We start from the raw sequence: 25,739 nt of genomic DNA, 5'->3' as shown, positions 1-25,739 counted from the left end.
GGCGCCAACTACAGATCTCGGCCTGACGATCGGCGTCAACACAGCCCTCTCTCCTTACGTCTCCTGCCTCAAAAGGCCGTAGCGCAACAGGCCCCCAGGGGGAGAGGGTGGCTCGCCGCGGAGCGGCGAGACGGTGAGGGGTCTCTCTCCACGCAGATCACTCTCAGTCGAGTTTGTGGATACGACCCCTCATCCGGCGCTTCGCGCCACCTTCTCCCACAAGGGGAGAAGGAAGAAACCTCACTCCCCGATCAGCGTCAGCCACTCGTCCTCGGTCAGCACCTTGACGCCGTGCTTGTTGGCCTCTGCCAGCTTCGAGCCCGCGCCGGGGCCGGCGACGACGAGATCGGTCTTCTTCGACACCGAGCCCGACACCTTTGCCCCTAAGCGCTCTGCAGTCGCCTTGGCCTCGTCGCGCGTCATCTTCTCCAGCGAGCCCGTGAACACCACCGTCTTGCCGGCGACGGCCGAGTTGCTCTTTGGCTTCTCGGCGTCGACGATCTCGACTTCCTTGGTCAGCCGCTCGACGATGCCGCGGTTGTGGCTCTCGCCGAAATAGTCGGCGATGCTCTTGATCACGGTGTCGCCGATCTGGTCGAGCGCGTCCATGTCGGCCATCGCCTCCTCGTCGCCGTGAGCGATCTTGAGGCAGGCGTCGTGGAAGGCGTCCCAAGAGCCATAGCCGCGTGCCAGCGCCAGCGCCGTGGTCTCGCCGACATGACGCATGCCGAGCGCATAAATGAAGCGTTCGAGCGCGATTGTGCGCCGGCTCTCGATGGCGCCGAACAGATTGCGCACCGAGGTGGCACCGTAGCCCTCGATCTCCTCGAGTTTCAGCTTCGCGTTGCGCTTCTCCAGCGTGAAGATGTCGGCGGGCTCCTTGACCCATCCCTCGTCGAAGAAATACTGCAGCTGCTTCTCCCCTAAACCGTCGATGTCGAACGCACGGCGCGAGACGAACAGCTTGAGGTGTTCGACCTTCTGATAGGGGCAGGCGAACTCGCCGCTACAACGGGCGCGGGATTCCTCCTCGCCGGCTGCGGTTGCGCCGCGGACGACGTCGGTGTGCAGCGGGCACGGGCACTTCTTCGGGAAAGAGAATTCCCTGGCGCTCTTCGGCCTCTTGTCGAGGACGACATCGACGATCTGCGGAATCACGTCGCCGGCGCGCTGGACCACGACGGTGTCGCCGATCCTGATATCGCGCCCCTCGCGCAGCACCTCGCCCTTGTTGCCGATGCCCTTGATGTAATCCTCGTTGTGCAGCGTGACGTTTTGCACGATCACGCCGCCGACGCCGACCGGCTCGAGCTTGCCGACCGGCGTGAACGAGCCGGTGCGACCGACCTGGATCTCGATGTCGCGCAGCACGGTCATGGCCCGCTCGGCCGGGAATTTGTGCGCGATGCCCCAGCGCGGCGTGCGCGAGACGAAGCCGAGCCGCTCCTGCCAGTCGATGCGGTCGACCTTGTAGACAACGCCGTCGATGTCGTAGTCGAGCTCGGCGCGCTCTTCCTCGATGCTCTGGTGGAACGCGATCAGTTCCTCGACGGAGTGACACAGCTTGGTCAGCGGATTGGTCTTGAAGCCGCAGCGCTCGAACCAGTCGATCATGCCGCTCTGCGTCGCTTCCGGCATCGCGCTCATCTGCCCCCACGCATAGGCGAAGAAGCCGAGGGGGCGCGAGGCGGTGATGGTCGGGTCTTTCTGCCGGAGCGAGCCGGCAGCCGAATTGCGCGGATTGGCGAAGATGGTATCGCCCGCCGCCTTCTGCCGCTCGTTGAGCGCGAGGAACGCCCTCTTGGTCATGTAGACCTCGCCGCGGACCTCGCAGATATCGGGGATGTTCCGGCCCTTCAGCTTTTGCGGTACGTCTTCGAGCGTGCGGATGTTGGCAGTGACATCCTCGCCGACCGCACCGTCCCCGCGCGTCGCCGCAGTGACCAGCTCGCCACCCTCGTAGCGCAACGACATCGAGAGGCCGTCGATCTTCGGCTCGGCGGAGAAATTGACCTTGTCGTCGTCGAGCTTCAGGAAGCGCACGATGCGGCCGACGAAGTCGCGCACGTCCTCCTCCGCAAAGGCGTTGTCGAGCGACAGCATGGGAACGGAATGCCGGACCTTCTTGAAGCGGCCTGACGGCGCCGCGCCGACCTTCTGCGAGGGCGAGTCCGCGGTGACGAATTCAGGAAAGCGCTTCTCGATCGCATTGAAGCGTTGGCGCAGCGCGTCGTACTCGGCGTCGGTGACGGTGGGCACGTCCTCCTGATAGTAGCGCTCGTTGTGCCCCTCGATCTCCAGCGCCAGCCGCATGTGCTCGACCTTGGCCTGGGCCTTGGTGAGGTCGGCGACGTCGCGAAGCGGTGTTGTTTTGGATTTTGCTGCTCTGACCATGGTGCTTGGATACGACGGAGCGGGTAGCACGGTAAAGGCGTGTGGAAATCTCGTGCCCCGGACGCAGCGCAGCGCTCCCGGCGATGCGGAGCATCATCCGGTGCGGTGCGCTGCAGAGCCGGGGCCCACGTGGCAGAAATCTGGGTCCCGGCTCTGCGGAGCAGCGCTACGCGCTGCGCCGCGTCCGGGACACACAATCAAGCCGTCGCCGCCTTCAGCAGTCTCTCCGCCGCCGCCCTCGCCTCGGCCGTAATCTCTGCCCCCGCCAGCATGCGCGCGATCTCCTCGCGGCGGTGGTCGGCGGCCAGCGCATTGACGCGGGTGGCGACGCGCTTGCCCTTGTCGAGGGCATCCTTGGAGATCAGGAGGTGCTGGTCGGCGCGGGCGGCGACCTGTGGGGCGTGGGTCACGGCCATCACCTGCACCTTGCCGGCAAGCCGCGCCAGGCGCCCGCCGATAGCGTCGGCGACCGCACCGCCCACGCCGGTGTCGATCTCGTCGAACACCAGCGTCGGCGCCGAACCGCGGTCGGACAGCACGACCTTGAGCGCGAGCAGGAAGCGCGACAGCTCGCCGCCGGAGGCGACCTTCATCATCGGTCCTGCCTTGGTGCCCGGATTGGTCTGCACCCAGAACTCGACGCGGTCGAAGCCTTGCGGGCCTGGAGCTGCCTCATCGGTCGCGACCTGCGTCATGAACCTGGCGCGGTCGAGCTTGAGCGGCGCCAGCTCGGCGTTGACCGCCTTGTTGAGCTTCTCAGCCGATTTCTGCCGCACCAGCGACAGCTTCTTGGCGGCGGCGGCATAGCGGCTATCTGCCTCGATCGCGGCCTGCTCCAGCTTTTTCAGCCGCGAGGCGCCGGCATCGATCAGCACGACGTCGGCGGCGTATTTGGCGGCCAGCGCGGCGAGCCCGTCGACCGGCGTCGAGTATTTGCGCGAGGCGGCCCTCAGCGCGAACAGGCGCTCCTCGATGCGTTCGAGCTCGGCCGGATCGAAATCGGTCGCGGCGAGTGCCGCCTGCAGATGCTGGTCGGCCTCTTCCAGCGCGTTGATCGCCATGTCGATCGCCTTCACGGCCGGCTCGACCAGTGCGGGCGAATTGACGCCGCGGCGTTCCAGCCGGCGTACCGCCGCCGAGAGCGTCGAAACCGGCGAATGGTGCCCACCGACAGCCTCCTGCGCCTCGCGCAAATCGGAGGCGATCTTCTCACCCTGCATCATGGTGGTGCGGCGGTTGGCGAGCGAGGTTTCCTCGCCGTCCTTGGGCGCGAGCTGCTTCAGCTCGGCGGAGGCGTGGCGCAGATAGTCGGCCTCCCGCGCGGCGCGCTCCATGGCGGAGCGATGCTCCTCCAGCGCGGTTTTGGCGGTGCGGCGTGCGTCCCAGAGCGTTTCGACCGCGGCGACGTCCTTCTCCAGGCCGGCGAACGCGTCGAGCAGGCGGCGGTGGGTCGCGGCATCGACCAGCGCACGCTCGTCATGCTGGCCGTGGATCTCCACCAGGGCGGCGCCGACCGCCTTCAGCGTCTGCACGCTGATCGACTGGTCGTTGATGAAGGCCCGGGTGCGGCCGTCGGCGAGCTGCACGCGGCGGAGAATCATCTCGCCGGTGTCCTCGAGGCCGTTCTCGGCGAGGATTTTCGTCGCGGGGTGATTCTTGGGGACATCGAACACGGCGGTCACCTGCCCCTGCTCCACGCCGTGGCGCACGAGGCCCGCGTCGCCGCGGCCGCCGAGTGCCAGCGCAAAGGCATCGAGCAGGATGGATTTGCCCGCACCAGTCTCGCCGGTCAAAACCGCAAGGCCGGTGGCGAATTCGATATCGAGCCGTTCGATCAGGACGATGTCACGGATCGACAGACGCGCCAGCATGGAACCAAATTTCCTAGCCGAGACCCATCTTCTTGAAAGTCCGGCTGATCCAGGACCCCTGATTCTCGCTCGGTTCGAGACCGCCGGATTTTACAAGATTATAGGCGTCCTTGTACCAGCGGCTGTCAGGAAAATTGTGCCCAAGCACGGCCGCCGCGGTCTGCGCCTCGCCGACAATGCCGATCGCCATATAGGCCTCGGTCAGCCGGAACAGCGCTTCCTCGACATGGCGGGTGGTCTGGTACTGCGTGACGACGGTCTTGTAGCGGTTGATCGCCGCCGTGTAGTCGCGCTTCTGCGCGTAATATCGGCCGACATTCATTTCCTTGCCGGCAAGCTGGTCGCGCGCCCCCTCGATCTTGGCCTTGGCGGATGTCGCGTATTCCGAGTTCGGATATTTGCGCACCACCTCTTCAAGGGCGGCGATCGCCTTCTCGGTGCGGGCCTGATCGCGGCTGGTGTCCGGGATCTGGTCGTAATGGGAGGCGGCGATCAGATATTGCGCATAGGCCGCATCCGGGCTGCCGGGATGCAGCGTGACGTAGCGGGTGGCAGCGCCGATGCAGCCGTCGAAGTCGCCGCCCTGGTAGGACGCATAGGCCGACATCAGCAGCGATTTGCGGGCCCAGTCGGAATAAGGATGCTGGCGGTCGACCTCTTCGAACTTCTTGTTCGCCGCCTTCATGTCCTTCTTCTCGTTCATGAGGTACAGGCCCTCATTGTAGATCTTGTCGGCGGGCTCCTCGACGAAGGTGTCGTCCTTGGCGGTGAACTTGTCCCAGAGCGAGCCGGTGCCGCAGCCGGCCAGCGGCACCGCGAGCATCATGAAGGTGACGGCCTGAAGCAGCCCGCGGGCTCGCGACGAGACCGAGAAATATCCGCGCGTCGTACGCTGTGCCGACATGAGTTTAAGCCCTGACGCCCTGTGATGCGGTGCCGCCAGCCCATGAACCCCGTCATGGGCGCGAAATGTAACCGTGGTGCCTTGCCATGCGACCACGCCAATGTATCCGAAAAGCGATCTTTAACCAACCGGATAGGCAGGCATTTCGCCCGGATTAAGGCGAACGTGCCGCAATCCTAGCCGATCGTGGTTACCAGGAGTTTCCCGGGGTAAGCCGCTGCCTGAGGCAGGCGGCAACAGCTCTGTTCAGGACACGTCCGGCCCATAGGCCGCAGCGATCCGGCCGCCGACGATACCGCGACCGACCTCACCCACGGGGCGCGTGGTGCGGCGGGCTGCCTCGCCCTCGACCACCCGCCAGGCGGTACGGTCGGCGAGCAGCGCGGTCAGCACAGCGTGGTTGAGCTTGTGGCCGCCACGCACCGAACGGTAGGCGCCAAGCAGCGGCAGTCCGGCCAGCGACAGGTCGCCGATCACGTCCAGCACCTTGTGGCGGGCGCATTCATCGGCGTAGCGCAGGCCCTCGGTGTTGAGCAGCCGCTCGTCGTCGAACACGACGGTGTTGTCGAAGGAGGCGCCGAGGGCATAGCCCGCGCTCCAGAGCCGCGCGACGTCGCTCATCAGACCGAAGGTCCGGGCCCGGCCGACTTCGCGGCGGAAACGCTCCGGGTTGAGCTCGAAGGCGTAGCTCTGCTGGCCGATGACGGGATTGGTGAAATCGATCTCGACCTCGACGCAGAACCCATTGGCGTAGGGCCTGATCTCGCCGAAGGAGTCGCCGATCTTGACCGAGATCGGCTTCAAAACCTGGATGAAGCGGCGCTGCGCCGGCTGGGTAACGATGCCGGCCTGGTCGATCGCCGCAATGAAGGCGGCGGCGCTGCCGTCCATGATCGGCACTTCGGGGCCGTCGATCTCGATGGTGGCGTTGTCGACACCCATACCCCGCAGTGCAGCAAGCACGTGCTCGGCGGTGGACACCAGCGGACCGTTGCGATCGCCGAGGACGGTGGCGAAGTCGGTCGCGATCACCTGCTCGGCGGTCGCCTGAACTTCGCGGTCACTTCCCTCGAGGCCGGTGCGGACAAAAATAAAACCCGCGTCGACAGGCGCAGGCCCAAGGGTGAGCGTGACGGGAAGACCGGAGTGAACGCCTACGCCTGCCACGGAGGCTTGCGCACGAAGCGTTGTTTGCCGGCTAAATTTCATCAGGAACCCGCCCCACTACGACCCACTGCGACTTATACTGGACTCACTTGGCCGGCCAGTGCCGGGCCCCTGCGAATCCGTATCCCCAAGTCACGCCAAACCATAGTCACTGCCTCAAACAGCGCCAACTCACGCTTTTTTACCGATTGTTACCCCAAACCTGCCGTATTCGCGCCAAGGCTTAACCAAATTGCGCCGAGGTTTTGGGTCGCTTCCGGCAGTTTGACTGAACACCCAAACACGTAATTAATGATTTAAAATCAGTTGCTTGTCTGCGCAATCCGGACATGCACGGGACAAAAGGAAAGGTCCCGGCAAGCTTGTTGCCGGGACCTTTTTTCGTCTGCCTTATTGTAACAATCCTCAGGTCGCCTGCCGCCGCAGGAAGGCCGGGATATCAAGATGGTCGTCGCCCTGTGGCGCCGGCGCAACAGGCGCCGGACGGCCGTGCATGTCCAGACCCTGCGGCGCGGGGCGGCGGGCATACTCAGATACCGGCTCGCTCGATGCGATCTGCTGCGCCACGGTCTTCTGCTGGCGGCGCTCGGGCAGCGGCGGCATCGCGGGACCGGCGGTGCGGGCCGCGACCGGCGGCTCGCTTTCCTCGTCGCGACGGCCGAGGCCGACATTGGCGAGGCGCTGCAGCAGCGACAGGCGGGTCTTCTGCGGGGTCTCCTCCTCGACCTCGCCGCGGGCCTGGCGAATCTCGGCCTGGGCCGGCATCGGCAGCTCATCGAGGCGCGGCATCCGCGGCGCACGGGCCGGCGCACGCTCGGCCTGCGGCGGAATGAAGTTCTCCGGCGTCATCGGCTCCTGCATCGCGATCGGGGCCATGTCGGGTTCCGGGAACAGCGTCGGCTTCTGCGCGATCGGGCGCACGGTGACGTCGCCATAGGTCTGCATCGGCGCCGGCGCCTGCGGGACCTCCGCAACGGCGGCGGCGATGGCGGCGAGCGCGGCACGCTCGACATTCGGACGGGGCGCCATCGGCGCGGCAGCGACCGGGGCTGCGGCCGGAATCTGGCCTTCCAGCTTCTGGGCGCGCTCAGCCATACGCTGATTGTCGGCGCGGAGCCGCGCGGTCAGGTCGGCCAGACGGCTCTCGGCGGCGACGGCGGGAGCTGCGGGGGCCTGCTGCGCCTGCGGCGCCGCGTTCGCAACCGGGGCGGAGGTCGCCTGGCTGTTGCGGGCGATCGCGGCCTGCTCGATGCCGGTGGCAACGACCGAGACGCGGATCAGGCCGTCAAGCGCTTCGTCGAAGGTCGCGCCGACGATGATGTTGGCGTCCTGGTCGACTTCCTCGCGGATACGGGTCGCGGCTTCGTCGACCTCGAACAGCGTGAGGTCCTTGCCGCCGGTGATGGAGATGAGGAGGCCCTTGGCGCCCTTCATCGAGCTGTCGTCGATCAGCGGGTTGGCGATCGCGGCTTCCGCGGCGGTCAGCGCGCGCTTGTCGCCGGAGGCTTCGCCGGTGCCCATCATCGCCTTGCCCATCTCGCGCATGACGGCGCGGACGTCGGCGAAGTCGAGGTTGATCAGGCCTTCCTTGACCATCAGATCGGTGATGCAGGCCACGCCCGAGTACAGCACCTGGTCGGCCATCGCGAAGGCGTCGGCGAAGGTGGTCTTCTCATTGGCGACCCGGAACAGGTTCTGGTTCGGGATGATCAGCAGCGTATCCACGACCTTGTGAAGCTCGTTGATGCCGGCTTCGGCCGTGCGCATGCGGCGGCCGCCCTCGAAGTGGAAGGGCTTGGTCACGACGCCGACGGTGAGGATGCCCATGTCGCGCGCGGTCTTGGCGATCACGGGAGCTGCACCGGTACCGGTGCCGCCGCCCATGCCCGCGGTGACGAACACCATGTTGGCACCCGAGAGATGGTCGCGCAGCTCGTCAATCACCTCTTCCGCCGCCGCCGCGCCGACGTTCGGCTGCGAGCCGGCGCCGAGGCCTTGCGTGACCGCCGTGCCCATCTGCACGATGCGCTGCGCCTTCGACATCGTCAGCGCCTGCGCGTCGGTGTTGGCGACCACGAAATCGACGCCCTGAAGGCCCGCCGTGATCATGTTGTTGACGGCGTTGCCACCGGCGCCACCGACGCCGAACACGGTGATCCGGGGCTTCAGTTCGTGAATATCAGGAACATTGATGCTGATGGTCATGTTTGCCTCTCGATCACGCGCGCGTGGGTTCGCCCCGGCCGGCGGCCGCGGGAGTTGGTGAAAGTCGGGAATTGCGGAAATGAATCATCAGAAGCCCTCGCGTAGCCATCGTCCGACCTTTCCGAAATAACCGCCGGTCCCTGTCTTGACCTGCTGCCGCGTATGCCGCGGTTCGACATGTTCGTGGTGAACATATTGCGGGTAGACGAGGAGTCCGGCCGGCACCGCGAACGCGGCGTTCTTCGCCTCGTTGGGCAGCCGGCCGAAGCCGAGCGGACGTCCGACCCGCACGGGCCGGCCGAGAATCTGGGTGCCGAGTTCGACGAGGCCGGTCAGCTGCGAGGCGCCGCCCGAGAGCACGACCCGGCCGTTGGGCTCTGAGGCGAAGGGCGAATCCTTCAGCTTGTCCCGAACCATTTCGAAGACTTCCTCGGCACGGTGCTTGACGATGTTGGCGATGGTGGCGCGGGAGACGATCTGCGGCAGATCCTGCTCGTCACCGGCTGTCGGCACAGACATCAGCTCACGCGAGTCCGATCCGCCGGTGATGACGGTCCCGTATAACGTCTTGATTCGCTCGGCATCGGCAATGGTCGCGGAGAGTCCGCGCGCAAGATCCATCGTGATGTGTTGCCCGCCGACCGCAAAACCCGCCGCATGCACGAAACGGCCGCCTGAATAAACGGCAATCGTAGTGGTGCCGGCGCCCATCTCGACAACGGCGGCGCCGAGATCGGCCTCGTCGTCGGTCAGCACCGACAATCCGGCGACGTAAGGGCTGGCCGCCATGGCTTCGACATTGATGTGACAGCGCTCCACCGCCAGCATCAGGTTCCGCGCCACGGTGGCGTCGCAGGTGACGACGTTCATGTCGACGCCGAACTGATGCGCAACCATGCCGCGGGGATCGCGGATGCCCTTGACGCCGTCGAGCGTGTAGCCGACCGGCAGCGCGTGCAGCACGGTGCGGCCTTCGCCGGTGGCGTGACGCATGCCGGTGGAGGTGACGCGGCTGACATCGGCCTGCGTCACGGCGCCACCACGGATATCTGCGGCGGCTTCGACCAGTTGGCCGGAAAGCCGACCGCCGGAGACCGAGAGCAGCACGGACTCGACCCGCACCTTGGCCATTTTCTCCGCGAGCGCGACCGCCTGGCGCACGGCCTGCTCGCATTCGGTAAGGTCGATCACCGCGCCGGCCTTCATGCCGCGCGACTGGATCTGGCTGTAACCGATCAGTTCCACCGCATGGGTGCGGCCGCGCAGCGCCTCGCTCGGCGGCGACGGCTTAAGCCGCGCGATCATGCAGGCGATCTTGCTGGTGCCGATGTCGAGGCAGGCGACGAGGCCGCGGCGCTTGTGCGGCATCGGGCGCGTCTTCGGGGTCTGGGTGCGATCAAGACCGGTCATGCGGAATCCCCGGCCTTCTTTTTCTTCTTGTCCTTGAACAGCTCCTCGCGCGCCTTGGCGGCGTCCTCGGACAGCTGCACCACCAGGCGATCAGGCAGGCGCATGTCGACGGCGACGATGTCGCGCGAGAACAGCCTGTCCTCCTTGTCGAGCTTGGACAGCATCGCCAGCGCGTTGCCGACGTCCTGCTCGGGCAGACGGATGTCGAGACCGTCCTTGAGCCTCAGGTTCCAGCGCCGCTCACCGACGAAGATCGCGGCCTTGGTGATCGAGTTGACCTGCGGATAGCGCGCCAGCAGCGCGAGGAAATCGCGGGCCTGGGTCTCGGCGCCCTTGCCGACCACGAGCGGCAGCGACAGGAAGCGGCGCGAGACATAGGGTTCGAGCACGGCGCCGTCATCGGCGATGACCGAGAGCCGGCCGGCCTCCTGCCACAGCGCGAATGCCTTGCGCTCGGTGAGCTCGATCATCAGTTGGCCCGGATAGAGCTTCAGCACGGTCGCATCCGCGATCCACGGATTGGCCTTGAGCTTGTCGCGCACCGCGTCAGCATCGAGGAACAGCAGCGAGGAACGGCCGCTGACGCCGCCGATGGCCAGGATCTCGTCCTGGGTCAGATGCTTGCGGCCGTTGATCACGACGGAAGTGATGCGGAACCCGGCGGAATTGGCCAGCGCGTTGCGGGCATCGCTGACCGCGGTGATGAAATCCTGGAGATGGCCGCCCTTGACGATGCCGAAGCCGGTGCTGCCGATCAAAAGCAGCACGGTCATGCTGATCCCGACCCGGCGGGGCAGATAGCGCTCCACCAATGCGACCACGCGCGGCGGCGGCTCACGCTCGATGATGGCCTTGGCCTTGATCTTGGCGGCAGCACGCGCGGCGTGAAGTCTTTGCTGGCGCTTGTCCTGCAGCCACTCGCGCAGAAGCACGACCGCTCCGACAGCGGCCGCCTTCAGGTCAGCTTGGGGCCTCAGCGATCTGAAAAACGACCGGGTGAGGCTTCCTGCTCCATCCATTGCACGAGCTCGTCAACAGTTTGCCCGCGACATCGCGCGGATCCTGGCGAACATGACGTCTTCGACGTGCCGGGCCGGGTGCTGGTCTTCAGCAGAAGAAGCCTCTCCCCTTTAAAGCGTTCGCTGGAGGTGACATCACCCCCGACAGCTCACGCGCCGGCAGCCAAAGCGCCATATGCGCCGCCAGCGTTAACCTTCGGACGTCCTGGTAAACAAAAGGTAAAGTTCGTTAACGTCCGGCGCATTTTGCCCCGCGACGTGAGGCATTTATGCCGCGATGTCCGGCATTTTACCGGTTTTGGACCCCAAACTGGCCCGTTTGGCCGATTCGGCCGTTAACCAGTCCTAATTATTTCCGCACGCGCTGCCCGGCGAGCTCCACCAGGCCGCGCAGGAAGTCGACGAATTCGATGCCCTCGGCTTTCAGCGCCTTGGGGTAGAGCGAGGACTTGGTCAGCCCGGGCAGCGTGTTGGTCTCGAGATAGACGAGGCCCTTGTCCGAGACGATGAAGTCCGACCGGGAATAGCCGGCGCAGGACATCGCGCGGTGCGCCAGCATCGCCTGCGCCTGCAGCGCCGCGGTGATCTCGGGTGCGAAACGGCCGGGGCAAATCTCCTGGGTCGACTTCAGGAGATATTTTGCGGCGTAATCGAAACTGCCCTCGCCCGGGATGATCTCGATCGGCGGCAGTGAGATGATCGAACCATCGGCGCGCTCCAGCACGCCGCAGGTCGCCTCGACGCCGGCGATGTAGGGCTCGATGACGTACTCTTCGTGCTTGGCCGCATTGCGGACGGCGACGAGATCCTGCTTGGCGTTGACGAAGATCAGGCCATAGCTCGATCCGTCGCGCGCGGGCTTTGCGATCAGCCTTCCGTATTGGGCAAAAGCCTCGTCGATGTTCTCGAGCGCAACGTTTTCCGGCGGCGTCACACCGCCGAGCGCCGCAAACCGCTTGGCCGCGAACTTGTCGAAGGCCAGATGCGAGGAGGCCGAGCCTGAGCCGGTGAAGGGCACGCCGCGCGCTTCGCACATCACCTGCAATTCGCCGTTCTCGGCACGTCCGCCATGCAGGCCGAGCACCAGCACCCGATCCTCGGCCTTGGCCTGGTCGAGCGCCTGCGCCAGCGGGATGCCGCGCGTGCCGGGGGCGAACTCGTCCTCGAAGGGGCGGGCATGTTCGAGCAGCTGCTTCGACTGGACGGTGTGTACCTTGTCTTCGACGTCCCACCACCACAGATCGGCCTCGGGCAATGCCTGATGCAGGGCCTGGGCCGAGGCGACCGAAACCAGGCGCTCGCGGTTGGAGCCGCCGAAGAGGATGGTGATGCGCATTCGCAGCCTCGTGCTTTGTCATTCCGGGATGGTGCGCAAGCACCAGACCCGGAATCTCGAGATTCCGGGTTGCGCTGCGCGCCCCCGGAATGACTGTTAGGGGGAAACCCCGATCCGCTTGATTTCCCAGTGTAGCTCAATTCCGGAATTTGCCTTCACGCGTTCGCGCACGGTCTCGCCCAGCGTCTCGATGTCGTGCGCGGTGGCATCGCCCGTGTTGATCAGAAAATTGCAGTGCATCTCGGAGACCTGCGCGCCGCCGACGCGCAAGCCGCGGCAGCCGGCGGCATCCACCAGCTTCCAGGCGGAATGGCCGGGCGGATTCTTGAAGGTCGAGCCGCCGGTCTTCTCGCGGATCGGCTGCGCGGTCTCGCGATGGGACTGCACTTCCGCCATGCGCGCGCGGATCGCCTCACTATCCCTGATCTCGCCGCGAAAGCGCGCGGAGGTGAAGATGATGGAGGGATCGACGCCGCTGTTGCGGTAGACGAACTTCATGTCGGCGTTGGAGAACACGTGCTTGCTGCCGTCTCGCCCGACGCCGCGCGCCTCGATCAATACGTCCTTGGTCTCGCCGCCGTTGGCGCCGGCATTCATGCGCAACGCGCCGCCGATGGTGCCGGGGATACCGAAATAGAATTCGAGCCCGCCGATATTGGCGGATGCAGCCACTTCCGCCACGCGCTTGTCGAGCGTGGCTGCACCGGCAGTGACGATATCGCCGCTGGCGCTGGCCTCGCCAAAGCTGCGCGGCGCCAGGCGGATCACGACGCCCGCAATGCCGCCGTCGCGCACGATCAGATTGGAGCCGACACCGACGACATAGACCGGAACGTCGGGAGAAAGATGCGCGAGGAAGTAAGCGAGATCGTCCTCATCCGCCGGCGTGAACAGCACCTGGGCAGGGCCGCCGACGCGAAACCAGGTCAGCTCGGCCAGCGACTGGTTGGCCAGCAGCCGCCCGCGCAGCTCCGGCATCGCGGCTTTGAGAGCGGGAGTGATGTCGGGGAAGGTCATGCGTGAACACTCACCTCGTGTGAGGGACGCAAGCTTTCTCCATTCCCTCCCCCCTTGTGGGGGAGGGCCAGGGAGGGGGGTAGCCCCAAGAGAGATCGGAGTTTGTGGCTACCCCTCTCCCCCGCCCTCCCCCACAAGGGGGGAGGGAGCGCAGTTTGCAGTGCGGCTGCCTGCAAGCCTCCCATCGGCATGCTCACCCCAGCGCCTTCAACTGATCCGGCAAGGCATATGCCCATTGCGTGATGTTGCCCGCTCCCAGACACACGACGAGATCGCCGCTCTTGGCGATGCCGTGGACGATATTGGCCAGCTCGCCGGCATTCGGCAGCGGCACCACCTCGCGATGGCCGTGGGCGCGCAGGCCCGTGACGAAATGATCGCGGTCGATGCCGTCGATCGGCGCTTCGCCGGCGGCATAGACGTCGGCGACAACGACCGCATCGGCATCGTTGAAGCAGGTGCAGAATTCCTCGAACAGCGATTGCAGGCGGCTGTAACGGTGCGGCTGCACCACCGCGATGATCTTGCCGTTGGTGGATTCCCGCGCCGCCTTCAGCACCGCCGCGATCTCGACCGGATGGTGGCCGTAATCATCGATCACGGTGACGCCGTTCCATTCGCCGGTCTTGGTGAAGCGGCGCTTGACGCCGCCGAAGCCGGCGATCGCCTTGCGGATTGCTTCGTCGGACACGCCGAGCTCGCGCGCGACAGCAATCGCCGCCGTCGCGTTGGAGGCGTTGTGACGTCCCGGCATCGGGAGCATCAAATCCGGAATCTCGTGCACGGCGCCGGTCTTGCGATCGCGGAACGCGACCTTGAATTTCGATCCGCCGCCCATCGGGGTCAGATCGACGAGCCGCGCATCGGCCTGCGGATTCTCGCCATAGGTGATGATGCGGCGGTCCTCGATCTTGCCGACGAGGCTCTGCACAATGGGATGATCGATGCACATCACCGCAAAGCCGTAGAACGGCAGGTTCTCGACGAAATGACGGAAGGCGTCCTGCACGGCCTCGAAGGTCTTGAAGTGATCGAGATGCTCAGGGTCGACATTGGTGACGATGGCGACATCGGTCGGCAGCTTCAGGAAGGTGCCGTCGCTCTCGTCGGCTTCCACCACCATCCAGTCGCCCGCGCCAAGGCGCGCGTTGGAGCCATAGGCGTTGATGATGCCGCCGTTGATCACGGTGGGATCGAGCCCGCCGGCATCGAGCAGCGTTGCGACCATCGTCGTCGTGGTGGTCTTGCCATGAGTGCCGGCGATGGCGACGCAGCTCTTCAGCCGCATCAGCTCGGCCAGCATCTCGGCGCGGCGCACCACGGGAATGCGACGTTCGCGCGCCGCCATCAGTTCCGGATTGTCGCGCTTGATCGCGGTGGACACGACCACGACCTCGGCGCCGTCGACATTCTCGGCCTTGTGGCCGACCGAGACTTTTGCGCCCTTCTTGCGGAGGCGGTCGAGATTGTAATTGTCGGAAGCGTCCGAGCCCTGCACGGCATAGCCGAGATTGACCAGCACCTCGGCGATGCCGCTCATGCCGATCCCGCCGATCCCGACGAAGTGGATGGGTCCGATCTCGCGCGGCAGTCTCATGCTGTGTTCCCTGACCTCGCCGCCTTGCGCAGGCGGCATCTGGCGAAGGTCACGGCCAAATCAGCCGCGCGCCTTTCCTACTGGATGCCCCGCTTTAGAAGGCGAAGACAAGGGCTTTTTCGCGTCAGATTCCCGCGACCTTGACCACCAGATCAGCCAGTCGCTCGGCGGCGTCGAGCCGACCGGCGCCGCGGGCGGCCTGCGCCATGGCGGCAAGGCGCGCAGGCTCGGCGGCGAAGGCGGAGATTTCGGACGCCAACCGGTCGGAGGTGAACTCGGTCTGCGGGATGCGGATCGCGCCATCGACCTTGACCAGCACGCCGGCATTGGCGAACTGGTCCTGGTCGATCGAACCCGGCAGCGGCACCAGGATCGAGGGCCGGCCGATCGCTGCGAGCTCGGCCACCGTGCCGGCGCCGGAGCGCGATACCACGAGATGGTTTGAAGCGAGCCGTGCCGGCAAATCGGTGAAGAACGGCGCCAGCTCCACCTTGATCTTGAGCTTGTCATAGACCGCGCGCACGCGTGCCATGTCCTCGTCCCGCACCTGCTGGGTCAGCATGAGCCGGCTCCACAGCGCAGGCTCGAGCCGCTCGATCGCACCGGGCACGATGTCGGCCATGATGCGCGCGCCCTGGCTGCCGCCGACGACGAGCAGCCGCAGCGGGCCGTTCACCTCGGGCGCAGCGTAAGGCACGGCAGCCGCGGCGAGCACCGCCGGGCGCATCGGAGTGCCGACCGTCGTGGTCTTGCCTGATAGCGCCGGATCGCGGTCGAGCACGCCGGGCAGCGACGTCGCGATCGCGCGTACGCGACCCGAGAGGAACCGGTTGGCGCGGCCGAGCACCGCGTTGGCGTCGTGGATGATGCCGGGTACGCCGGCGAATTTGGCAGCGACCAGCGGCGGCAGCGTCGGATAGCCGCCGAAGCCGACGACGGCAACGGGCTTCAACCGCTTGATCAGACTATACGCAGAGAGCGTGCCGGCCGCGAGCGTGAGCCCGGCATAGGCGAGCTGGAGCGGATTGCGGCCCCGTGCGGTCTCGCTCGAAACGACGTCGATCATGTCCTTGCTGAACAGCCCGCTGTAACGTAGCGCGCGCTCATCCGTGACGAGGCGGACGCGAAAGCCGCGCCGGATCAATTCGACGCCGAGTGCCTCGGCCGGAAACAGATGACCGCCGGTGCCGCCCGCGGCGAGAAGAATCAGGGGGGAATTGTCCATGGTCGGGGAGTTTTACAGGGAGTTTTCAGTCATTGCGAGCCGGCGACACGATGCTCGTGCCCCGGGCGCAGCGCAGCACGCCGCCCTTCGCGGCGTGGTGCGCTGCTGACCGGGGCCCAATCCTGCGATATGGGTGCGGCATTCTGGGTCCCGGCTCTGCGCTGCGCTTGTCCGGGACACGAGAGCAGCTACGCGTAACTCCGCATCGCGTCGGCATGGCCGCGGGCCTCGACCTCTGTGCGTGGGCGCAGCCGCGTCAGGGCCAGCATCATGCCGACACCATAGGCGAGCGACACGATCGAGGAGCCGCCATAGGAGATGAACGGCAGCGTCATGCCCTTGGCGGGGATGAGCTGGAGGTTCACCGACATGTTGATCGCCGCCTGCACGCCGAACAGGATGGCAAGGCCGGAAGCCGCGAAGCGCGAGAACATGTCCTCATTGGCATAGGCGCGCGACAGCGTGCGGATGACGACGAAGGCGAACAGCGTCAGCATCGCCAGGCACAGGATGATGCCGAACTCTTCGGCCGCGACCGCGAACACGAAGTCGGTGTGACTGTCCGGCAGGCTGCGCTTGGCGATGCCCTCGCCCGGCCCGAGCCCGAACCAGCCGCCGTTGTAGAAGGCCTCCATGGCGGTATCGACCTGAAAGGTGTCGCCCGAGGCCGGGTTCATGAAGCGCTTGATGCGGCCTGCGACGTGCGGGACGAACAGATAAGCGCTGAACAGGCCGGCCGCCCCGAGGCCCGCCAGGCCGAACACCCAGATCATGCGCATGCCCGCGATGAAGAACAGCGAGCCCCACACCATCAGGATCAGCATGGTCTGGCCGAAATCCGGCTCCATCACCAGCAGCGCGACCAGCATCATAAGCAGCACCAGCGCCATCGAGGTCGCCGGCATCTCCGGCCGCTTGGTCGATTCCGCGAACAGCCAGGCGGCGATCACGACAAAGGACGGCTTTGCGATTTCGGAGGCCTGGATGTTGACGCCGAGCAGCGTGATCCAGCGCCGCGAGCCCTTCACCTCCGGGCCGATCGCGAGCGTGAGCACGATCAGGATGATGCTCGCCGCGAAGATGATCAGCGCCGAGCGGCGGATTGCGCGCGGCGACAGGAAGGACACCCCGAGCAGCACCAGGCAGGACGGGAGCAGGAACAGCACGTGACGGCTGAAGAAGTGGAAGGGATCGAGCCCGATGCGGGTCGCAACCGGCGGACTTGCCGCCAGCGACAGGATCACCCCGGTCAGCATCAGCGCCAAAATGGCGCCCATCAGCGGCTTGTCGACGGTCCACCACCACTCGGAAAAGGGGGTGCGTTCTTCACGGGAGAGCATGGGCGGCCGCTTTCGGACAGAGGTCCGTCCATTGGTCGCCGAGGTTGGTTACCGGAGGGTTAAGGAAACTGTTAACTTTTCGATATCTCTGCCGATCCAACGGGCTCGACCGCATCAGGCAGATAGATGTGCAGGTCTAATGCGATATGCAGAAGCGCCATCGCCTGTAGCAAATCGCTGCTGAAGGTCTCGCCTGAATCTTCATCGAAGAACCAGCCAACACAAAAAATGACCTTCCCACCCGTGGACGACAGCCGCCGCAGTACCGCCCGATGAGGTTGAAGCCGCTCCAAGGCAGCCTCGATTTGCCTTGCCACAGTTTTTCGTGACGTCGGCCCAAGATCAATCGAACAATAGGAGCTGTCGCGCTTGCCCCCAAGCAGCCTGCCTTTCGGCGTCCGTCGTTCATCCCCCCGCTTCCAAATGGTTTCCGGCTCAAGCCCGAGTGTCTTGCACACAGGCAAAAGATCGCGCGTCGGGTGCTTCAGCCAAAGAGAGACCTGCGCCCGGTATCGATTCATCCTCACACCACCGGCTTCACACCGGGAAGCGCCTGCACCAGATCGCGGAAAGCGGCGCCGCGGATTTCGAAGTTGCGGTACTGGTCGAACGAGGCGCAGGCCGGCGACAGCAGCACGACGGCATCCGCGAGGCCCGACGCTTCCGCATCGCGCGCGGCATGCTCGACCGCGACGTCGAGGGTCTGGCTGATCTCGTGCGCGACTGTGCCGAGCGTGCCGGAAAACTCCTGCGCGGCCTCGCCGATCAGATAGGCCTTGCGGATGCGCGGGAAATAGCCGGTCAGGCCAGTGATGCCACCGGCCTTGGGCTTGCCGCCGGCGATCCAGAAGATGTCAGCGAAAGATGACAGCGCGTGCGCCGTGGCATCCGCATTGGTGCCCTTGGAATCGTTGACGAACAGCACGTTGCCGCGGCGGCCGACCTGCTCCATGCGGTGCGCAAGGCCTGGAAAGCTGCGTAGGCCGTTCTGCAGCACGTCCTGGCTGACGCCCATCGCCAGCGCAGCAGCGGCGGCGCAGGCTGCGTTCTGCGCATTGTGCTGGCCGCGCAGCGAGCCGATGCCGCCGAGCGCGGCGATTTCGCTGCGGGCGCCGCCCGCGGTGCGCACGATATTGCCGTGCTCGACATGGATGCCTGAGGCCAGCGGATTCTTGACGGAGATCCGCACCACGGTCTTGCCGGCGCGGTCGAGCCGGTCGGCGATGTCGCGGCAAAAGCCGTCATCGACGCCGACGATCGCCGTGCCGCCAGCTTGCACGCCGGCAACGAGGCGCTCCTTCACCGCAGCGTAGTGCGCGATGGTGCCGTGGCGATCGATATGGTCCTCGCTGACATTGAGCAGGATGCCGACGGAAGGATCGAGCGAGGGCGTGAGGTCGATCTGGTAGGACGACATCTCGATGACGTGGACGCGGCCCATGCGCGGCGGCTCCAGCGACAGGATCGCTGTGCCGATATTGCCGCCCATTTGGGTGTCGTAACCGGCGACTTTGGTCAGATGCGCGATCAGCGCCGTCGTGGTCGACTTGCCGTTGGTGCCGGTGATGGCGACGAACGGCGCATCCGGCGCGTGGCGGCGCCGCTCGCGGCAGAACAGCTCGATGTCGCCGATCACCTCACAGCCCGCCTCGCGCGCCTTCAGCACGCTCCAGTGCGGCACTGGATGGGTCAGCGGCACGCCGGGCGCGAGCACCAGCGCGGTAAAATTCGCCCAGGACACGTTGCGCAGATCGGCAGTGATGAAGCCGGCCTGCGCGGCCTTGGCGACATTCTCGGCATTGTCGTCGGCGGCGATTACCTCGGCACCGCCGGCCTTCAGCGCGTGGCAGGAGGCGAGCCCCGAGCCGCCGAGGCCGAACACCGCGACCGTCTTGCCGGCGAAGGACGTGACGGGGATCATCGACCGATCACCGCAGCTTCAGCGTGGAGAGACCGGCCAGCGCCAGCATCACCGAGATGATCCAGAAGCGGATCACGATCTGCGGCTCGGTCCAGCCAAGCTGCTCGAAATGGTGATGGATCGGCGCCATCCGGAAGATGCGCTTGCCGGTGAGCTTGAACGACACCACCTGCACGATGACGGAGACCGCCTCCAGCACGAACAGGCCGCCGATCACCGCCAGCACGATCTCGTGCTTCACCGCGACCGCGATGGCGCCGAGCATGCCGCCGAGCGCGAGCGAGCCGGTGTCGCCCATGAAGATCGAGGCCGGCGGCGCGTTGAACCAGAGGAAGCCGAGGCCGGCGCCCAATAACGCACCACAGAGCACCGCGAGCTCGCCGGTGCCGGCGACATATTTGATCTGCAGATATTCGGCGAACACCGCGTTGCCGGCGAGATAGGCGATCATCGCAAAGCTCGCGGTCGCGATCATCACGGGAACGATGGCGAGGCCGTCGAGCCCGTCGGTGAGGTTCACCGCGTTGCCGGAGCCGACGATGACGAAGGCGCCGAAGATGACGAAGAACCAGCCGAAATGCAGCACGGTGTCCTTGAGGAACGGAATCGTCAGCGCGGTCGATGCGGGATCGCGGTTCAGCCGCACCAGCGCGTAGCAGGCCACCAGCGCAATCGCCGCCTCGATCAGCAGGCGAAGCTTGCTGCCGAACCCGGTCGTGGTCTGCTTGGTCACCTTGAGGTAGTCGTCATAGAAGCCGACGAAGCCGAAGCCGAGCGTCACCGCCAGCACGATCCAGACATAGGGGTTGAGCGGATTGGCCCACAGCACCGTGCCGACCGTGAGGCCGGACAGGATCATCAGCCCGCCCATCGTAGGCGTGCCCTTCTTGGCGAGATGCGATTGCGGACCGTCGGTCCGGATCGGCTGGCCCTTGCCCTGGCGGATGCGCAAATGATCGATGATCCAGGGCCCGAACAGGAACACGAACAGCGCGCCGGTGACGACGGCGCCGCCAGTGCGGAAGGTGATGTAGCGGAAGACGTTCAGGAAGGTGCGAACGGCACCGAAGCCCGGAAATGTGTTGGAGAGCTCGATCAGCCAGTAAAACATTCAGACGGTCCTATGGCGCCTTTGCGCACGCGGTCTTGGCCTTGATCTTCTTGAGCTTGGCCTCAACGTGCCTCACGCGCATTCGCTGGTCTTCATCATGGGTCGCGCGACCTCCGGGAAACCGGACGCTTCGCGGCGCAAAGGGTGGGATTCGGGAACAGCGCCTTCCAAGCAGTTTACGCCTTTGCCTGCAAGGCGGCCACCAGGCCCGGCACAAACTTGTTGACCCAGAACATCTTCTTGCTGCCCTTGACAACCACGACGTCGCCTGCCTTCAGCAGGTTCGCGACCTCACTCGGCTTCAAGGTGGCGGGATCGTCGTGCCAGCCGAGGCCCTTGCCGGCCGGGAGCACATCGTAGAGATGGCGCATCAGAGGGCCGACGCAGTAGATCCCGTCGATCCCGTCGAGATGCTTGGCAAGGCCGGTGTGATAGCCTGGTGCATCATCGCCCAGCTCCAGCATGTCACCGAGCACGGCAACGCGACGGCCGCCGGTCACATTGCGCGCCTGGAGGCTTTGCAGCGCCGCGGCGACGCTGGCCGGATTGCCGTTGAAACTGTCGTCGATCACGGTGATACCGCCGACCGCCTGCTCGACGCCGCGGCCGGTCATGATGCCGACCCGATCGAGCTTGATCGCCAGCGTCGCCGCATCGAGGCTCGCGGCGCGGATGGCGGCGAGCGCGGCCAGCGCATTCTGCACGCGGTGCGGCGCGCCCGGCGTCAGGCTGAAGGCGATCTGCTTCTTGCCGATCATGGCCACGACCTGCCAGCTCTCGCCATGCGGCGCGTGCGTGACCTCGTGCACCTCGGCATGCTCGCCGAAGCGCACCACCTTGCCCTTCCATTCGGATGCCTTCAGCCCGGCCGGCAGCACGAGCACCCCGTCCTCGGGCAGGCCGAGCGCGATCGACACCTTCTCGCGGCGGATGGCTTCGAGCGAGCCGAGCTTTTCCAGATGCACGGGCTGGACGTTGACGACGAGTGCGACGGTGGGCCGCGTCAGTTCGCTGAGCCGCGCGATCTCGCCTTGCTGGTTCATGCCCATCTCGACGACCCAGAGGCTGGCATCTAGCCTGGCATTGCACAGCGTCAGCGGCACGCCCCAGAAATTGTTGAAGCTGGACGGGCTGGCATAGGCGTTCGGATAGGCCGCCAGAAATTCCTTGGTGCTGGTCTTGCCCGCGCTGCCGGTGAGCCCGATCACAGGCCCGCGGAAGCGGGCGCGGGCGGCGCGCGCGAGGCCCCAGAGGCCGTCGATCAGCGTGTCCTTGACGACGATCTGGGGGATGCGAATGCCCGCGATCTCGTGCGGCACGATCATCGCGACCGCGCCGGAAGCCTCGGCCTTGTCCGCGAACTCCCAGCCGTCGCGCGCGCTGGCGAAGGCCGAGACGAAGCCGCCGCTCGGCGTGCCGCTCAGCGCAACGAACAGGCTGCCCGGCTTCACCAGCCGGCTGTCCTGGGTGACGAAATCAATCGGCGTATCCGGAAATGATCCGGCAGCGCCCAGCGCGCGCGCGACTTCGGCAACCGTCCATATCGGCGCGCTCATGCAACCCTCGACGCTAATGCGGCGGCGACCGCCTCGTGATCACTGAAGGGCAGCACCTGGCCGCCGACGATCTGCCCGGTCTCGTGTCCCTTGCCGGCGACGAGCAGTGCATCGCCTTCCTGTAGTTCCTCGATCGCGGTTCGGATTGCCGCGGCACGGTCGCCGATCTCGCGGGCGCCCTTCGCCGCGGCGAGGATCGCGGCGCGGATGGCTTCCGGTTTCTCGCTGCGCGGATTGTCGTCGGTGATGATGACGCCGTCGGCATTCTCGGCCGCGATCTCGCCCATGATCGGACGCTTGCCGGCATCGCGGTCACCGCCGGCGCCGAACACGACGACCAGCTTTCGTTTCGCATAGGGCCGCAGCGCCTGCAGCGCCTTGGCGAGCGCATCGGGCTTGTGCGCGTAGTCGACGAAGATCGGCGCGCCATTGCGCTCGCCGACGCGCTCGAGCCGGCCCTTGGCGCCTTCGAGATGTTCGAGGCTTGCGAACACATTGGCGGCATCGCTGCCGGTACCGATCGCAAGGCCCGCCGATACCAGCGCGTTCTCGATCTGGAATTCGCCAACCAGCGGCAGCCGGACGGCATGGCGCTTGCCGCGATGCTCGACAATCAGCTTCTGCGAAAATCCTTCGACCTTGGCGTCGGTGAGACGAATGCCATCGCCTGCCCCGTCGCCGTTGCGGCCGACTGCCATCACGCGCAGGCCGCGCGATCTCGCCGCCTCGATCGCTTCCGCCGAGCAATCATGATCGGCCGAGATCACCGCTGCGCCGCCCGGAGAAACGAGTTCCCGGAACAGGCGGAGTTTAGCCGCAAGATAATGCGCGACGGTCGGATGATAATCCATGTGGTCGCGCGAAAGATTGGTGAAGCCGCCGGCCGAGACGCGCACGCCGTCGAGCCGGTACTGATCGAGCCCGTGCGAGGACGCTTCGAAGGCGAGGTGCGTCACGCCCTCGCGCGCGATCTCGTCGAGCTGCCGGTGCAGCGCAATCGGATCCGGCGTGGTCAGCGAGCCATAGACGGTGCGCTTGGGCGAGACGAGGCCGATGGTACCAATGCTGGCAGAGGCGTGCCCCAGCCGCTCCCAGATCTGGCGCGTAAACGCTGCGACCGAGGTCTTGCCGCTGGTGCCGGTCACCGCGGCGATGGTCGCGGGCTGCGACGGGAAGAATTTTGCAGCTGCCAGCGCCAGCGCGCGGCGCGGATTGGCGACAGTGATGAACGGCACCTTGCAGGCAGCCGGCGCGTGGTCGCCGACGACAGCCACGGCGCCTGCGGCCACCGCGGCATCGATGAAGCGCGCACCGTCGGTCTTGCTGCCCGCGAGTGCGAAGAAGAGATCGCCGGGCTTGACCACGCGGCTGTCGAGCGCAAGGCCCGTCGCCTCGAGCGCCGCGATTGCGGGCTCGATCGCGGCATCATTGCCTAAGAGGTCGCGCAGCTTCATGGTCTTCCAGTCGCCGTACCGGAAAGCCGAATCTTGAGGGAAATCCCCGACTCAGCAGCGGCTACGGCCCACCCGATTGATTACTGGGTTGTCCTGGATGCTGCAAGAATAAGGCGCTCGGACGGCGGCAGGTCGAACCGCGGCTCGACGCCCAGAAGCGGCGCGATCCGCTCGATCACCTTGCCGCCGGTCGGCACCGCGTTCCAGCCGGAGGTGATGAAGCCCTTGGTTTCGGGAATCGCCTGCGGCTCGTCCAGCATGATCAGGATCTGATACTTCGGATCGTCGCATGGCATGATGGCGGTGAACGAGTTGAGCACGCGCTTCTTGGCATAGCGGCCGTTGATGACCTTCTCGGACGTGCCGGTCTTGCCGCCGACATAATAGCCCTTGACGTCGGCGGTCTTGGCGGTGCCGATTTCGGCGTTAAGCCGCATCAGGAACCGCATCTTGTCGCTGGTCTCCGTCTTAATGACGCGCTTGGCCATCGCCGCCGCTTCGGATTCGCTGCGCTTCATGAAGGTCGGCGGAATCAGATAGCCGCCGTTCACCAACGCGTTGATGCCCATCACCGCCTGCAGCGGCGCCACCGACATGCCCTGGCCGAACGCGATGGTGACCGTGTTCAGCTCACCCCAGCGGCGCGGGATCAGCGGAGCCGCGCTCTCCGGAAGTTCCGTGCGGAGCCGCGTCAGCTGGCCCATCTTGGCAAGGAACGCCTTGTGCGCTTCCACGCCCTGGCCGAGCGCGATCCGTGCGGCGCCGATGTTGGACGAGTAGGTGAACACTTCCTTGGTGTTGATGAAGCGTCCGAGCGGGTGACTGTCGTGGATGGTGAACTTGCCGTAGTGCAGGTTTCCGCGGGCATCCCACGACGTGTTCAAATTGATCTTTCCGGAATCGAGCGCCATCGCCAGCGTGAACGCCTTGAAGGTCGAGCCCATCTCGTAGACGCCGGTGGTCAGGCGGTTGATGCGGTCCGGGTCGTGCGCTTCCTTCGGATTGTTCGGATCGAAGTCCGGAAGCGAGACCATCGCCACGATCTCGCCGGTCTTGACGTTCGAGACGATGCCGGAGGCCGCCTTGGTGTGGAACTTCTCCTTGGCCTTCAAGAGCTCGTCCCGCAGCGCGTGCTCGACGCGCAGATCGATCGAGAGCTCGATCGGCTTTTGCAGCCGGTCGGTGGCAAAGCCCGCGCGATGGAGATCGGCGAGGCCCTGGTTGTCGAGCCACTTCTCCATGCCGGCGATGCCCTGGTTGTCGATGTTGACGAGACCGATGAGGTGGGCGACCTCGTTGCCGGTCGGGTAGACGCGCTTGTTCTCGCGCAGGAAGCCGATGCCGGGAATGCCGAGCTTGTGGATGGCCTGCTGCTGCTTCGCCGTGACCTCGCGCTTGAGCCAGACGAAGCCCTTGCGCGTCCTCAGGCGCTCGCGCACCTCGGCCTCGTCGAGGTCGGGCACGGTCGCCGTGAGAAGCTCGATCGCCTCGTCCTTGTCGATGATGCGGCGCGGCTCGCCGAACAGGCTCGCCGCCTTGACGTCGGTCGCAAGGATGGCGCCGTTGCGGTCGACGATGTCGGGACGTGCGGTCGCCACCACCTCCTGCGCCGCGGCGCGGCGTGCGCCATGGGCATCGGCGCCGATCGCGAACATCACGAGCCGCCCGCCGATCAGGGCGTAGACCGAGGCGAAGGCGAGCATGGCAAGACCAACGCGCGCGCGTGCCTTCGCGGCGCGGTCGACATTGCGCCCGTAGAGCAGGCTGCGGATCAGCCGCTGGCGCCAGGGTTCCGTCGGCTTGGCCGGAATCGCACCGCTCATTGCTTGTCCTCGGGCTGAGGCACGGAGCCCGTCACATTGTCAGGATCGCTCGCGGCTTCGATGGTGTTGAGCATGGCTCCGATCGGATCGGGCTCGCCCGGCCTGAACATCCGCGGCGGACGCTCCGGCAGGTTCTTCAGCTGGTCATATTGCGTGCCGTTGACCGGTTTGAGCTGCAGATGCCGGTCGGACAGGCCCTGCAGCCGATGGGGCGCATCGAGCTTGGCCCATTCGGATCGCAGCGAAGCGATCGCGTCGCGCTGCTCGCGGATCTCCGCATGCAGCCGCAGCACTTTCTCGGTGCGCGCCGTGGAGTCCATCTTGATCCGATAGACATAGGCCGCCGCGAAGATCAGCGCGCCGATGACGAAGAGGTGGATGATGCGCAT

At 65.8% G+C, this 25,739-nt stretch carries 19 protein-coding genes; all 19 read right to left on the bottom strand.

Going from position 1 to position 25,739, the window contains the following annotated elements; genetic code table 11:
* Positions 1-240 precede the first annotated feature (240 nt).
* Positions 241-2,394: an NAD-dependent DNA ligase LigA gene (gene ligA / locus GGD62_RS22335; protein WP_183710222.1), complete on the bottom strand. Its 2,154-nt coding sequence runs from the start codon at positions 2,392-2,394 to the stop codon at positions 241-243.
* 197 nt (positions 2,395-2,591) lie between these two features.
* Positions 2,592-4,265, bottom strand: coding sequence for a DNA repair protein RecN (gene recN, locus GGD62_RS22330; RefSeq protein ID WP_183710220.1), 1,674 nt, complete (start codon positions 4,263-4,265; stop codon positions 2,592-2,594).
* 13 nt (positions 4,266-4,278) lie between these two features.
* Complete coding sequence (locus GGD62_RS22325; protein WP_026202056.1) at positions 4,279-5,169, bottom strand: outer membrane protein assembly factor BamD; 891 nt, start codon at positions 5,167-5,169, stop codon at positions 4,279-4,281.
* 246 nt (positions 5,170-5,415) lie between these two features.
* A complete protein-coding gene (gene lpxC / locus GGD62_RS22320) occupies positions 5,416-6,378 on the bottom strand; it encodes a UDP-3-O-acyl-N-acetylglucosamine deacetylase (RefSeq protein ID WP_018318684.1) in 963 nt (320 codons plus the stop codon).
* A 363-nt stretch (positions 6,379-6,741) separates the two neighbouring features.
* Positions 6,742-8,541, bottom strand: a complete 1,800-nt coding sequence (gene ftsZ / locus GGD62_RS22315; RefSeq protein ID WP_183257562.1) for a cell division protein FtsZ — start codon at positions 8,539-8,541, stop codon at positions 6,742-6,744.
* 87 nt (positions 8,542-8,628) lie between these two features.
* Positions 8,629-9,951: a cell division protein FtsA gene (gene ftsA / locus GGD62_RS22310; protein ID WP_183710219.1), complete on the bottom strand. Its 1,323-nt coding sequence runs from the start codon at positions 9,949-9,951 to the stop codon at positions 8,629-8,631.
* Positions 9,948-10,970 (bottom strand): cell division protein FtsQ/DivIB, encoded by a 1,023-nt coding sequence (locus GGD62_RS22305; protein ID WP_018318681.1) that lies wholly within the window; start codon positions 10,968-10,970, stop codon positions 9,948-9,950. Before GGD62_RS22305 ends, ftsA begins: the two co-directional genes overlap by 4 nt.
* A 349-nt stretch (positions 10,971-11,319) precedes the next feature.
* Positions 11,320-12,306: a D-alanine--D-alanine ligase gene (locus GGD62_RS22300; protein ID WP_183710218.1), complete on the bottom strand. Its 987-nt coding sequence runs from the start codon at positions 12,304-12,306 to the stop codon at positions 11,320-11,322.
* A 96-nt stretch (positions 12,307-12,402) separates the two neighbouring features.
* Positions 12,403-13,323 carry a UDP-N-acetylmuramate dehydrogenase gene (murB, locus tag GGD62_RS22295; protein ID WP_183710217.1) on the bottom strand — a complete coding sequence of 307 codons (921 nt, stop codon included), beginning with the start codon at positions 13,321-13,323 and terminating at the stop codon, positions 12,403-12,405.
* Positions 13,324-13,516: 193 nt separating this feature from the next.
* Positions 13,517-14,920, bottom strand: a complete 1,404-nt coding sequence (gene murC, locus GGD62_RS22290; RefSeq protein WP_183710215.1) for a UDP-N-acetylmuramate--L-alanine ligase — start codon at positions 14,918-14,920, stop codon at positions 13,517-13,519.
* 124 nt (positions 14,921-15,044) lie between these two features.
* On the bottom strand, positions 15,045-16,145 hold the full coding sequence (gene murG / locus GGD62_RS22285; RefSeq protein WP_092253460.1) for an undecaprenyldiphospho-muramoylpentapeptide beta-N-acetylglucosaminyltransferase: 1,101 nt from the start codon (positions 16,143-16,145) through the stop codon (positions 15,045-15,047).
* Positions 16,146-16,333: 188 nt separating this feature from the next.
* A complete protein-coding gene (gene ftsW, locus GGD62_RS22280) occupies positions 16,334-17,485 on the bottom strand; it encodes a putative lipid II flippase FtsW (protein WP_183710213.1) in 1,152 nt (383 codons plus the stop codon).
* A 71-nt stretch (positions 17,486-17,556) separates the two neighbouring features.
* Entirely contained in the window at positions 17,557-18,006 is a 450-nt protein-coding gene (locus GGD62_RS22275) for a DUF4279 domain-containing protein (protein ID WP_183710211.1), read from the bottom strand.
* Positions 18,007-18,008: 2 nt separating this feature from the next.
* Positions 18,009-19,406 carry a UDP-N-acetylmuramoyl-L-alanine--D-glutamate ligase gene (gene murD, locus GGD62_RS22270; RefSeq protein ID WP_183710209.1) on the bottom strand — a complete coding sequence of 466 codons (1,398 nt, stop codon included), beginning with the start codon at positions 19,404-19,406 and terminating at the stop codon, positions 18,009-18,011.
* Positions 19,407-19,413: 7 nt separating this feature from the next.
* Positions 19,414-20,517: a phospho-N-acetylmuramoyl-pentapeptide-transferase gene (gene mraY, locus GGD62_RS22265; protein WP_018318673.1), complete on the bottom strand. Its 1,104-nt coding sequence runs from the start codon at positions 20,515-20,517 to the stop codon at positions 19,414-19,416.
* A gap of 176 nt (positions 20,518-20,693) precedes the next feature.
* A complete protein-coding gene (murF, locus tag GGD62_RS22260; RefSeq protein ID WP_179736189.1) occupies positions 20,694-22,073 on the bottom strand; it encodes a UDP-N-acetylmuramoyl-tripeptide--D-alanyl-D-alanine ligase in 1,380 nt (459 codons plus the stop codon).
* Complete coding sequence (locus GGD62_RS22255; RefSeq protein ID WP_183710207.1) at positions 22,070-23,527, bottom strand: UDP-N-acetylmuramoyl-L-alanyl-D-glutamate--2,6-diaminopimelate ligase; 1,458 nt, start codon at positions 23,525-23,527, stop codon at positions 22,070-22,072. Before GGD62_RS22255 ends, murF begins: the two co-directional genes overlap by 4 nt.
* Positions 23,528-23,607: 80 nt before the next feature.
* Positions 23,608-25,350 (bottom strand): penicillin-binding protein 2, encoded by a 1,743-nt coding sequence (locus tag GGD62_RS22250; protein ID WP_092253471.1) that lies wholly within the window; start codon positions 25,348-25,350, stop codon positions 23,608-23,610.
* Complete coding sequence (locus GGD62_RS22245; RefSeq protein WP_183257570.1) at positions 25,347-25,739, bottom strand: hypothetical protein; 393 nt, start codon at positions 25,737-25,739, stop codon at positions 25,347-25,349. Before GGD62_RS22245 ends, GGD62_RS22250 begins: the two co-directional genes overlap by 4 nt.

This window comes from Bradyrhizobium sp. ERR14, assembly GCF_014198235.1.
Taxonomy (GTDB): Bacteria; Pseudomonadota; Alphaproteobacteria; order Rhizobiales; family Xanthobacteraceae; genus Bradyrhizobium.
Note: the sequence above shows the minus strand (reverse complement) of the source record. Positions and strands in the feature narration are given on the sequence as shown.